This window comes from Clostridium pasteurianum BC1 (assembly GCF_000389635.1).
Taxonomy (GTDB): Bacteria; Bacillota; Clostridia; order Clostridiales; family Clostridiaceae; genus Clostridium_I; species Clostridium_I pasteurianum_A.
The window spans coordinates 3,716,629-3,729,453 of record NC_021182.1 but is presented as its reverse complement, the minus strand read 5'-3'; the positions used below and the strand labels follow the sequence as shown (position 1 = coordinate 3,729,453).

Here is a 12,825-nt window from a genome sequence, read left to right as displayed (position 1 = left end):
GGGGAATCACATTGAAAAAGTTCTTAAGTTTAGTACTTATTCTAATACTAGTGATAGGTAGTGGGTTAGCTAATATTGTAAATGCAGAGGTAACTGGAGCTAAATGTCTTGTGAGGATTGAAGGGCTTTCAGGAACCATTGCGGAAGGTTATGGAACGGGTACAACTGCTGCACAGGCAGCTATTGATGTTTTGAGTAGAAATAAAATTCAGTATACTGGAAATAAAGATTACCTTAGTGAGATAGACAATATAAAGTCTGGAAGTATACAAGGCGGTTATGATGGTTGGATGTCCTATGTAAAGCATTCAGATGGGAAAACTGTAGACCAACCTTATCCATATACACCTGCAGCAGGGGATGAAATTGTATTTTATTACAGTAATAAAGATATGAATACACCTTTTGTAAACTCAATAAAATTTAATCCTGAAATAGTAAAAGTGAATGAGCCATTTACTATAACATTTAGCTGGAATCATGATATTTATGATAGTAATTGGAATCCTACATTAACTAATACTCCAATTACTAAGGTAAATGTAAAGATTGACAATGAAAATTATGTTACTGACAATAATGGGCAAATTAATATAAAAGGTCTGCATAATGGAAAACATACATATGAAATAAGCAGATATAATAATGGACAACCTCCAAGTGCTGTAATGGATAAGGGAAGTTTTACTATGGATGGAAAGACAGCATCAGGTTTTAATTATACTGATTCAAGTTATGATAGTACAACTAGAGATAATAATCAAATTGTTGAAAACATAAATAATGAAATAAATTCAACTTCAAAAGTTTTAGCACCTGTTTCGGATAATTGGGTGGCATTAGATATGTCAAAATTAGGTATAAATAGTAATAGAGAATTCTTATTAAACCTGTCACAGGATATAAGTTCTAATGGTGAAGCTTCCTATAGTAATACGGATTTGGAAAAGTACATTATTGGTATTACAGCTGCAGGTTATAATCCTTACAATTTCGCAGGTGAAAATTTAGTAAGTGAGCTCTATAATAGACAATTAAATGATTTCCAAATCAATGATTTGATATTTGGATTAATTACTTATAATTACACGAACATACCTGATAATTATAATATTAAAAAGAGTGATATTGTAAATGCTATTCTAAATAAAAGTTTGAGCAATACTGGTGGATGGTCATTAAGTGGGAATTCATTGGATGCTGACATAACGGGTATGGCTATAAGCTCTTTAGCATCTTATTATAATAAAGATATTAAAGTAAAGTTAAAAATTGATCAAGCTGTACAAGCTCTTTCTAACATGGAAAATAATAGTGGCTACATTGGTTCAAGTAATGGTATAACAAGTGAAACACTTTCCATGGTAATAGTTGGACTTACTTCAATAGGAATAGATCCAGGCGCAAGCCCTTTTGCTAAATCTAATGGGAATTTGGTGACAGCATTATTATCCTTTAAAGGTAATAAAGGCATGTATAAACACAATTTAAAGGGAGATGATGATTACATAGCTACAGAGGAAGCTCTTAGAGCACTTATTGCTCTGCAAAAATTAAAAACTTCTGTCAGTTATAATTTTTATTCCAGCAATATTGATGTAAGTAGTCTTCCAGTTTATAGCTATAATTTAAAAAGTAGTAATACAAAAGCTATAAAAATAGACAATACAGTAGAACCAACAGCAGCAACTTCTAAGGACGTCCAGGTAGTAAAATCACCTATTAGCAATAAAGAATCAGAAGATACAAGTAAAAAAAATCAAGTTAACAAAGTTAATAGTGGAACTAAAAATAAAGCACAAAGCGAAAATGAAACACAAAATACGGTAGGAAATAGAGAAATGACTATAAATCCAAATTCTGGAGAAAAAATTGCGCAGGATAAGACAAAAGTGAACAAAGTTAATGGTAATTTACGAAAAGGTATTTTTGATTCAACGGTTTTAATTTGTGGGATTCTTATAATTGCAGCAGCAGCATTATTTATGGTAGTTTTAAGGAAGAAGGAAAAGAACTTTGAAAAGAAAAATTAGTTTAATAGCATTAATTATATTTATTTGTATAGTAAGTAGTGTACTTGTAAATCATGTGCAGAAGAAAATAAATTTACAGTCAGCACAGGCATCAATAAATAAAAATACGGTACAAAAACAGCAAAATAATCATAAAGACGATGGTAAAATCACATCAACAGAAATACCTTCAAGTTCTGCAACTAATACAGATGATAAAATTAATTCAGCCAATAGCAGCGGCGGCAGCAATAATAGCAGCAACATTAATGATAGTAAAAATATTGGTAAAGAATCAAATTTAAATCATGTACCAGACTCACAGAATAGCAGCAATTTAAATAATAAAAGCAGCGGAGAAATAAAATCAGATGTAAAGCAAGCTAAAAGTTCAACTGTTACAGAAAATCATGAACAGATAAATTTTTTTATAATTGATAATGTGGACGGGAGTAAAAATTATAGTTCTACAGAAAAAATTAATAGTAAATCTGTGGCAGATGTTACTCTGGAGGTACTAAACAGGCAAGGTATTTCCAAAAGATATACTTCTGGTATAACTGGAGTTTATTTTTCAAGCATAAATGGACAGAGTGAAAAAAGTGCTGGCGAAAAAAGTGGCTGGAATTATTACGTTAATGGTAAGAAGGCATCTGTGGGGTCTTCCAATTATATTTTAAAAGATGGAGATAAGATTCAATGGATATTCATGAAGGACGCATTAGATAATTAATTATAAATAGAACAGAGCAATTTGATATGCTCCTTAATGTATTTTATTTCTGACTATAAATCTACAACAGCTGTCTCCGATGGTTTTGCATAATGGTCTTTCAAGTTCTGCATTAAAGTTTTCATATAATATGTTATCAATGCTGCAATATAATGCGCCAATGTCTTCCCCACCTAACTGTTCCCACATATCGTGCATAGGGGAGTATATTATGTCATTAGGATTATTTGGGTCTTTTTCCCATGAAATTCCGGGCATGTCTCTTACTATAGCATAAGTTTCAGCATTAATTTTAAGACCTTTTTCTTTTGCTTCTTCTTTCATTAGCTTTACTCTTGCTTTGCCAAATTTTGTAACAGCATCTTTTACAGCATCTTTTCCTTTTTCTTCTCCTAATTTATCTATCATTTCTTTAGCCATAAAGTAATAAAGTTCAGCCATAAGCTTTGCCATTCTACCTACTGGCTCATCGGTACTTCTTATCTTGCTCATATTTTACCTCCAAGGAACTCTATGTTAAAATTATAGGTTTTTGCTTTAAAAATCGAAACATTGCGTCTTCTACATAACTTGTCATTGAAATAGCACCCATGACACAAGCTTCTGAACATCTGCCGCATCCGCTGCATTTTTCAGGTTCTATTAGCCAGGGAACATACACGCCGTCAATGTTAGTTTTTATCATTTTAAGACCACCTGTTTTGCAATTGTTTACGCAGCTTCCACAACCTTCACAGTTGACTGGTATTACCCAGGGCATCTTACTAGGAAGCTTTCCTCTAAGATTATTCTTAGCATTTCCTGAATACATTGCAATCACCCTTTATTTATTGTTTTACAATTAATATGATGAATTAATTTTTTTAACTTGTTTTAGGTATTTGATGGAGGATTATCGTTCCATCTAATTTCATCGTATTCTTTCATACCTTCATATCCCAAAGTATCAAGACGCATTCTTGCTTCGGCACCAGGTCTAGTACAATAAATTTCTTCTACCTTAATTTCAAGATTGGAATCTTTTAATTTTGCAAATCCTTTGAATTGATATGGCGCACGAACTGCTCCTAACTGACCTGGAGCAGCTGCAACATATGAATTTTCCAAAATATTATTTTCTATCTGTTTTATTTGATTAGGTTTTAAGGAAACAATAATAAGATCTCCTTCTACCTTACTTGAGTTAGCTACAATAACAGTTGGAAAACCATTTTTTGTTGCTGTTGCTATGTGTAATCCCAATTCACTGATCCAATTGCTCATTCGTGAAGTTAAATTTATTGACATATTATAGCCTCCCTATATAATTCTTTGCCCTGCATTGTCAGGGTCAAAAGAATAAACTTCTTCAACTTTTAATGCGATAATACCGCGTTGTGCAAGTTTAGGTGGTGCAATATCTGGGGGAACCTCATCTGGTGGTTCTTTAGCTGCCCAATCTCCCCATTCGTTTAAAACCTCTCCAGCTATAATATCATTCCATTTATAATTTGCAGGAGCCGCATGACTGATTACTGTGCAAGGTCCTCTAAAAGCCCAAGAATGTTCTTTAACAGGATGAGCAATAGTTATACTTCCAATTGGATTTTCATTTAGGTTAACCTTAGTTTTCTGGGCAAACATTTCAGCAATCAAAATATATTCATCCTTGTAACTTGTAACAAACCTTTCTGCTACTATGTTTGGTTTTCCGCCTTTACTGCATGTGGTAAGATGAACTACTGCTCCACCTTTTCCTACAACTTTTAATACATTTTTCATTTCCTCTGTTAGAATTGCCATAATCATTACTCCCCATGATATATTTTTTTAATAATTGACTTGTATATAAATTTAGTATTATATTATATATCAATACAGTAAACCTATATGTTTAATACAATAATAGATGATGTAAACTACACTGTCAAGAAATATTTAACTAAAATGTAATTTAATTGGGTTAAATAATGTCTTATAATATTAAAGATTGATGAAAATCAATTTATTATATAATTACGAAGTAATGTGTATTCTATAAATTAGCTTACTAGAGGAACTAGAGGCTGGATTTTATTCTTTATTTTAGGAATAGAATTCAGCTTTTTTTATATCAAGTCTTATTAATAATAGTTACGTTTTTAAATAATTTCTTGACAGGAAATTGTTTCCTGATAATATAATATTAAACCTATTGGTTTATTATTATATGGATAGATAACTATTAACTGATATTAGGAGGAATAGTATGATAGTAACAATTAAAGATGTAGCAAGAAAGGCTGGAGTGTCGGCTGCTACAGTATCCAGAGTAATAAATAATAGTAAACCTGTTAATGAAGAATTAAGAAGAAAAGTGGATAAAGTAATTAAGGATATGAATTATACTCCCAATGTAATAACAAGGAATTTTTTATTAAATCAGACAAAATTAATAGGTGTAGTTATTCCATATGTTAGTAATCAATTTCATTCTATTGCATTAGAAGGGATTGATGAAGTAGCAGCAAAATATGGATACAGCATTATAATATGCAATATATACCAAAGCATAGAAAAGGAATATAAATACTTTGAAATACTTAAAGAAAGACAAGTAGATGGAGTAATACTTATGCATGAAAATACAGAAGAGGAGATTAGAAATTTCCTTTCTGAAAGAAATATTCCCATAGTTTTAGCTAGTGTAACTGTAAAAGGTATGATACTTCCTACTGTTAGAATTGACGAAGTAAAAGCTGCCTATGATGCAACAAAATATTTTATAAAAAATGAACACAATATAGTAGCTATGATATGTGGTAATGGCGTAACTGCAGGGGAATATAGAAAACTTGGTTACATAAAGGCATTAAAGGATTATGGCAGGAAGATAGATGAAAGATACATAATGCAAGGTGATTTTGATGTAAAAAGTGGATATGAAAACATGAAGAAACTATTAGAGTTAGAAAAAATTCCAACTGCTGTTTTTGCAGCAAGTGATGAAATAGCTATTGGAGCTATCAATTGTATATATGATTTTGGTTATAAAGTTCCTGAGGATATTTCCTTAATAGGCTTTGATGATATAGAGTTAGCATCAGTATTTAGACCACATTTAACTACTATAAGACAACCAATAAAGAAAATTGGACAGGGCGCTACCGAAATGCTAATTAAAATACTGAATAATGAAAAGATAGAAAATTATGATGAGATTTTGGATCATGAATTAATAATAAGACAAACCACAAAATAAGCTATTAAGGCATCTTAAGATGTCTAAATACATAAAGGTAAAAATTATTGTACTAGTCAGTATTTTTTACCAAACTTAATATAATTTATTGTAAAAATGAAGGGGGAGAGAAAATGAAAAAAACTAAAAAAATATCTGTTATTATTTTATTGGTTATAGTCATAGCTTCTTTAATAGCTGGATGCTCTAATGAGTCTTCTAGTAATAATTCCAGCAGTGACAAACAAGTAACAATTGTATGGTCTTATTGGGGTGACCCTTGGGAGGTAGCTATAGATAAGAAAATCGCAGCTGATTTTGAGGCAACTCATAAAAATATCAAAATTGAACAGCAATATGCTCCTTGGAGCAGTTACTTTCAAAAGCTACAAACACAATGGTCTGGAGGTACATCACCAGACGTAATGTTTTTAAATAATACTGTGTCCTATGCTAAAACTGGTGTGCTGCAAGAGATTACTCCATTAGCAAAGAAATATGGTTATAATCTTGATGATTATTATCCTGAGCAGCTAAAGGAATTCCAATATGATGGAAAACTTTATGGCGTGCCTAGAGATAATGATACCAAAGTTCTCTTTTATAACAAAAAACTGTTTGATGATGCTAAGATACCATATCCTGATAAAAATTTAACCTGGGATCAGTTGGTTGATATATCTAAAAAATTAACTAAAAAAGATGGCAATGTTACCAGTCAATATGGAATTGCTTTTGATCCCAGCTTTTGGTTCTTAACAACATGGATGAATGGAGGACAGCTATTTGACGATGATAGTAATCCAACAAAAGTACTTTTAGATGATCCAAAGGCAATAGATGCACTTCAAAAGCTAGGAGATTTGATTAATAAGGATAAAAGTGCACCGCCATATGAATTGATAAAGGATTCATCACAAATTTCTCAATTGTTTACAACTAATAAATTAGGATTAATTGTTGGCAATCATGCATTAATTCCATCCTTTACTAAGGTTGCTGATTTAAAATGGGATGTAACCTATTTGCCAACTATTGGTAATAATCCAAAGGTAAACGTAGCAGGAGGTGCAGGCTATACCATATCATCTAAAACAAAGCATCCAAAGGAAGCTTGGGAGTTTTGGTCATATTTGACTGGTCCGGATGCTCAGAAATTGTTTACTGAATCGCAGCTGATTGTACCGGCTAATAAGAAAGTTCTTAATTCTGATACCTTTTTAAAACAATCTTATAATGCACAGGTTTTTATTGATGAGACTAAAGCCGGCCGTGCATACCCAACAACTCCAAAGGCTAATGACTTTTTCACAGCTACAAATCAGTATTTTCAAGCTATATGGACTGGACAAAAGAGCGCAAAAGATAGTGTAAACGAGGCATTACCACAATTGAAAAAAATAATAGAGTCAAAATAATGAATGAATCTAGGGGCTTTTGCCCCTTGATTTAATATAAAAAGAGGGATTTTATGAAAATATTTGATACGCATGTGCATTATCCAGTTAGTTTTTTTCAAAGTGAAAATATTAATATAAAAACTGCTGAAAAAAATCTTTATAATTTAATTGAAACTTTTAACAGAATTAATATTGTTAAAGCATGTCTCATAGGGGGACCTGGAATAATTAATGATCTTACAGCAGATGCAATAAAAAAATATTCTAATCTATTTATTGGATTGGCTTTTTTAGATCTGGATGAAAGCAAACCAGATCACATTAAAAAATTCAAACAGCTTGGCTTTAGAGGTCTGAAACTTATTTGTCCTAAGAAGAATTATGATGATGAAGCTTACTTTCCACTATATGATGAAGCAGAAAAGCAAGGCATGGTTTGTTTATTTCATACGGGGATACTGGGAGGCATTGAAGATTATCTTAAAGAAGAAAGTGGAACAAGTCCTGCCCTTATTAATGATGTAAAAAAATTTGAAAGTATATTAAAAAAAACAGGAACCTCATCTGCTAAAATGCAGCCTATCACTTTAGATACTATTGGAACTTTATTCCCTGAATTAAAGATTATAGGTGCACATGTAGGCTATGGTATGTATGATGTAGCAGCCGCGGTGGCAAGATGGAGAAGAAATGTAAGTTTTGATATATCAGGTGGAGATGTTGTTAGAAGACATATCATTGAGGGTAATTATATAAAAAAAGAAATTAACGTAAAAAGATTATTATTTGGTTCAGATTCCAAAACGGAAAGAGTAGAGAATGAAATATTAGACTGGATTCGTGAATTTGATAAAATTGGTCTTACAGAAGAGGAAAAAAATAATATTTTTTATAATAATGCCGCTAAAATTTTTGAGGAATAAGACATGTGAAAATAAATAGCATACTTACTTGTTATTTGTTTACGATGCGTAAAAGTGGGGAGAAAAAATGAGAAATGAGAAATTATTAGATAAAAAACTTCTGATTTTTGATAGTGAAGTAAAATATAAAAAAAAGTATAAAAAAGCTCAAACAAAGGATGCTATAGCTTTTATTTTACCGCATTTTATTGGATTTACTGTTTTTATATTATTAAGTATAATTTCTACTTTTGTAATCAGCTTTTACAAATGGGATTTATTGACACCTGCAAAATTTGTAGGATTACAAAATTACATTGATATTTTCACTAATGATATTTTAGCAACAAAAGTCTTTCAAAACACATTATATTATACCGTTGTGTCTGTTATTTTAATTGATGTTTTGTCATTACTAATTGCACTTGGGCTTAATCAAAAAATTAAAGGTATAAAAATTTTAAGAGCCATATATTTTTTGCCAACAGTGGCGTCTCTTGTAGGAGTATCTCTAGTTTGGATATATATTTATAATACAAATTATGGATTGTTGAATTTTTCATTGAGAAAAGTTGGTATTTCAAATGTTCCAGCCTGGCTTTCTGATAAGAATTGGTCAATGATAGCAGTTATCATTATGAGTGTATGGGGGCAGATAGGGACCTTTGTAATAATTTATCTAGGTGGACTAAAAAATATACCAGAGAATTTATATGAAGCTGCGGAAATAGATGGGGTTACAAAATGGGGAAAATTCAAAAATATAACAGTTCCTTTGCTTAGTCCTACTACATTTTTCGTTGTTGTGATGACGGTGATAAATTCCTTTCAGGTTTTTGAACAAGCATATATTTTAACTAATGGTGGCCCTAATTTTAGTACAACCACTATGGTACTATATTTGTATAATACTGGCTTTCAATCTCATAAAATGGGTTATGCCTGCGCTTTGGGATGGATATTATTTCTGTGTATTTTTATTATAACCTTGTTTCAAAATAAATTTCAAAAGAAATGGGTGAATTATGATTGAGTAAAAATAACATAAAAGTGGGTGCTAAAAATGGTAGAAAGTAAGAAATCAAAATTTATTTCAGATGGAACTACATATGTACTATTAATTATTGGTGGAATAATTATGCTAGTACCATTTATTTGGATGATATTAACCTCCTTTAAAACGCTTGAAGAGACCTTCTCTTTGAATGTAACCTTACTGCCAAAACATTTTATTTTAGATAATTATAAGCAGGTGTGGAGTCTCCTTCCCTTTGGAAGATTTTTTATCAATAGTTTCGTTGTATCCTTTTGTGTAACTATTGGACAGATAATATTATGTTCTTTATCTGCATATGCTTTTGCAAGACTGGAATTTCCAGGAAGGGATAAGCTCTTCTTGCTATATCTTGCAGCGTTAATGATTCCCTCTCAGGTTATGCTTGTGCCTAGCTTTATTATCGTTAAATATTTGCACTTAACAGATAATTTAGCAGGAGTTATTATACCTCAGCTTTTTAGTGTTTTTGGAACTTTTCTTTTAAGGCAGTTTTTCTTATCTATTCCAAAGGAAATAGAAGAAGCAGCGAGAATTGATGGCTGTGGTTTTTTTGGTACATATCTAAGAATAATATTACCTATGTCAAAATCAGCATTAACTATTCTTGGATTATTTGCATTCATGTCTTCCTGGAATAGCTTTTTATGGCCATTAATAGTATTAAACAAAGAAAGTAATTATACAGTACCAATTGGACTTGTAACATTTCAGGGTCAGTTTACTACAAATTGGCCTATAATGATGGCAGCTGCCTGCCAATCCATGATTCCAGTAATAATAGTATATATTTTTGCACAAAAATATCTAATTGAAGGCATTTCGCTAACTGGGTTTGGAGGAAGATAGGAGGTTTTTCAGTGGAAATAGCATTAATAGGCGGAGGCGGAGTTCGAACAGTATTCTTTACTAAATCCATTATAAAAAGATCAGAAAAAATTGGCATAGATAGTTTAGTACTGATGGATAATGATGAAAAAAGACTAAATATAATTACTAAATTATGTTCGGAAGCAGCAAAGGAAATGAATTCGAAGATAAATATAAGAAAGACTATCATAATAGAAGATGCTGTAAAGAATGCTGATTTTATTGTTACAACAATACGTGTAGGCAAGGAAAAGGCCAGAGCAAATGATGAGAGAATAGCTTTGAAATATGGGGTGCTAGGACAGGAAACAACTGGAGCAGGTGGCTTTTCAATGGCAATACGAACTATTCCGGTAGCACTAAATTACTATAAATTAATAAGTGAGATTAATCCCAAAGCATGGATTTTAAATTTTACTAATCCATCAGGACTTGTAACTCAAGCAGCAAGAGATAAGGGGCTCCATAAAGTCATTGGAATATGTGATGCACCTAGTGAATTAAAATCTCAAATTGCGGCTGCTGAAAAAGTAGAATATTCAAAGCTGGATTTTGAGCAATATGGGATTAATCACCTTTCATGGACAAGGAAAGTAGTAGATAGCTCAAATAATAAAGATGTTATTAAAAATTTATTACAGGATGATAGAAAATTAGAAAAAATAAATGCATTGGCAGTATTTGAAAAAGACTTGATTAATATGCTGGGAGTACTTCCAAATGAATATTTATATTACTATTATTATAGAGAAAAATCAATAAAAAACATATTGTCATCAAACTATACAAGAGGAGAATATATCGAAAAAATTAATAATGAAATGTTTTATTTATTGGAAAAAATTGATATAAACAATAAACCCAAAGAGGCGTTACAAATATATTATAAGTACTGTAATATGAGGGAAAATAGCTACATGTCAGTAGAAACTAATGAAGATAAGCTTAATAATAGAGAAAAAAAATTAGAACTAGATTTTGAGGGATATGCTGGTGTAGCTCTTGACTTTATTGAAGGAATTAATAATGAAAAGAGTAAAGAAATAATTTTATCGGTTCCAAATGAGGGGGCCATAGCTAATATGAAGGATGATGATGTGGTTGAAGTGACCTGTAATATTGGAAAGAGTACAGTTAAACCTATAAGCATAGGGGAAGTCTCTGAAGAAACATTATTGCTTATGAAACAAGTAAAATTATATGAAAAATTAACAATTGATGCAGTGTTTAATAAATCAAGAAAAAGGGCCTATGAAGCGTTAATGGCACATCCTCTAGTTGGTTCATATTCAATTTCAAGAAGTATTGTTGACGAATACTTAAATGTAAATAAAGAATATGTTGGAGTTTGGAAATAAATAAAAATTACGTAAGGTGGAAAATATGAATAAATATGATGTAATTACTATAGGTGACATTAATCCAGATTTGGTTTTTGCAGGTATTGAGAAGCTTCCAGGAGCTGGAGAAGAAAAACAAGTGGATAATATGTTCTTGAAATTAGGTGGGGGAGCGGCTTTATGTGCTGCTGGCTTGGCTAAACTAGGTATGAATATTTCCTTTAATAGCGTTGTTGGCAATGATTTATATGGTAAATTTCTCATTTCAGAAATGAACAAGCTTAATATTGATACAAGCCATATTAATGTTTTAAAAGAGAATAGTACTGGAATAACAGTGGCACTGACAAATTCAAAAAACCGAACTTTTATAACCTATAAAGGCTCAAATGGAAAATTAGATTTCAACAAGATAAATGGCAATTATCTAAAACAAGCTAAACATGTTCACTTAACAGGTTATTGCAAAGAAACACATGATAGCTTTATAAAAATTGTTAAAATGGCAAAAGAGAACAATTTAACTGCTTCATTAGATGTAGGATGGGATGATACTGGTGAATGGGATTCTCGTATATTTAATATTATATCATTAGTAGATATATTTTTACCTAATGAAACGGAAGCACTTCATTATTGTCGATGTAGTAAGGTGGAGGATGCTCTTGACAAACTTACCTATTATGGAAATTTAGTTGTAATAAAATTAGGCAGTAGTGGATCAATAGCAAAGGTTAATAACAAACTTTATAGAAAACAAGCCTATAAAGTTGATACAGTGGATACAACTGGAGCTGGTGATTCCTTTAACGCTGGTTTTATTTACAGTTATTTAAATAATTATGGTATAGAACAATGTTTAAGTATTGCAAATGCATGTGGGGCACTCTCCACCACAGGATTTGGTGGGAATACAAGTTTTCCTAATATTGAAAAAGTTATGGATTTTATTAAGAAAAATTCAGATAAATATACTTCAATATCAAGAAATTAAAGTTTTAGTATTTGCATAACTGCCATTAGTTTATACATGAATATATAACCGATTGACAGTTTTAATTTTTATAATACAAAAGCATCAAAAGTTATATTGAAGAGGTGCTAAAAAATGTCTAGAAAAACCGCTACAAACAATGATATTTTATACGGTGCAAAAGAAAAACATTACCTAAAATATAATGGGGATTTAATGTTATGGTTTTTAATATTGATGAAGATGATAAAATTGCATTACTAAAACTACAGATTGTTGAAAATAAAGGGGAAGTTGAGCAATATACAGATTTTAATGATGAATGGTAAAAATAAGAAGTAT

General features: G+C 31.1%; 13 protein-coding genes. 9 read left to right on the top strand and 4 right to left on the bottom strand.

Annotated features, from left to right (window positions below):
- Positions 1-11 precede the first annotated feature (11 nt).
- Together CLOPA_RS17545 and CLOPA_RS23905 are read left to right on the top strand one after the other, a co-directional pair.
- On the top strand, positions 12-2,033 hold the full coding sequence (locus tag CLOPA_RS17545) for a hypothetical protein (RefSeq protein WP_015616775.1): 2,022 nt from the start codon (positions 12-14) through the stop codon (positions 2,031-2,033).
- Positions 2,017-2,745 carry a DUF4430 domain-containing protein gene (locus CLOPA_RS23905; protein ID WP_015616774.1) on the top strand — a complete coding sequence of 243 codons (729 nt, stop codon included), beginning with the start codon at positions 2,017-2,019 and terminating at the stop codon, positions 2,743-2,745. The genes CLOPA_RS17545 and CLOPA_RS23905 overlap by 17 nt, the downstream gene beginning before the upstream one ends.
- 33 nt (positions 2,746-2,778) lie before the next feature.
- Here CLOPA_RS23905 and CLOPA_RS17535 read toward each other — a convergent pair whose 3' ends face one another.
- The 4 genes from CLOPA_RS17535 to CLOPA_RS17520 form a co-directional block, all read right to left on the bottom strand.
- On the bottom strand, positions 2,779-3,237 hold the full coding sequence (locus CLOPA_RS17535) for an L-2-amino-thiazoline-4-carboxylic acid hydrolase (protein ID WP_015616773.1): 459 nt from the start codon (positions 3,235-3,237) through the stop codon (positions 2,779-2,781).
- 19 nt (positions 3,238-3,256) lie between these two features.
- Positions 3,257-3,556, bottom strand: a complete 300-nt coding sequence (locus tag CLOPA_RS17530; RefSeq protein ID WP_015616772.1) for a DUF362 domain-containing protein — start codon at positions 3,554-3,556, stop codon at positions 3,257-3,259.
- Positions 3,557-3,618: 62 nt separating this feature from the next.
- Complete coding sequence (locus CLOPA_RS17525) at positions 3,619-4,032, bottom strand: hypothetical protein (protein WP_015616771.1); 414 nt, start codon at positions 4,030-4,032, stop codon at positions 3,619-3,621.
- A 12-nt stretch (positions 4,033-4,044) separates the two neighbouring features.
- Complete coding sequence (locus CLOPA_RS17520) at positions 4,045-4,527, bottom strand: pyridoxamine 5'-phosphate oxidase family protein (protein ID WP_015616770.1); 483 nt, start codon at positions 4,525-4,527, stop codon at positions 4,045-4,047.
- 445 nt (positions 4,528-4,972) lie between these two features.
- On the opposite strand from CLOPA_RS17520, the gene CLOPA_RS17515 reads away from it, so the two are divergent.
- From CLOPA_RS17515 to CLOPA_RS17485, 7 genes are all read left to right on the top strand, one after another.
- Positions 4,973-5,965: a LacI family DNA-binding transcriptional regulator gene (locus tag CLOPA_RS17515; RefSeq protein ID WP_015616769.1), complete on the top strand. Its 993-nt coding sequence runs from the start codon at positions 4,973-4,975 to the stop codon at positions 5,963-5,965.
- 113 nt (positions 5,966-6,078) lie between these two features.
- The gene (locus tag CLOPA_RS17510) at positions 6,079-7,362 is read left to right on the top strand and encodes an ABC transporter substrate-binding protein (protein ID WP_015616768.1); all 1,284 of its coding nucleotides are present in this window, start codon (positions 6,079-6,081) and stop codon (positions 7,360-7,362) included.
- Between the two features lie 53 nt (positions 7,363-7,415).
- The gene (locus CLOPA_RS17505) at positions 7,416-8,267 is read left to right on the top strand and encodes an amidohydrolase family protein (protein WP_015616767.1); all 852 of its coding nucleotides are present in this window, start codon (positions 7,416-7,418) and stop codon (positions 8,265-8,267) included.
- A 67-nt stretch (positions 8,268-8,334) separates the two neighbouring features.
- Complete coding sequence (locus CLOPA_RS17500) at positions 8,335-9,279, top strand: carbohydrate ABC transporter permease (RefSeq protein ID WP_015616766.1); 945 nt, start codon at positions 8,335-8,337, stop codon at positions 9,277-9,279.
- Positions 9,280-9,309: 30 nt separating this feature from the next.
- Entirely contained in the window at positions 9,310-10,149 is an 840-nt protein-coding gene (locus CLOPA_RS17495; RefSeq protein WP_015616765.1) for a carbohydrate ABC transporter permease, read from the top strand.
- Between the two features lie 11 nt (positions 10,150-10,160).
- Entirely contained in the window at positions 10,161-11,528 is a 1,368-nt protein-coding gene (locus tag CLOPA_RS17490; RefSeq protein ID WP_015616764.1) for a family 4 glycosyl hydrolase alpha-galactosidase/6-phospho-beta-glucosidase, read from the top strand.
- A gap of 25 nt (positions 11,529-11,553) precedes the next feature.
- Positions 11,554-12,504: a carbohydrate kinase family protein gene (locus CLOPA_RS17485; RefSeq protein WP_015616763.1), complete on the top strand. Its 951-nt coding sequence runs from the start codon at positions 11,554-11,556 to the stop codon at positions 12,502-12,504.
- Positions 12,505-12,825: the final 321 nt, after the last annotated feature.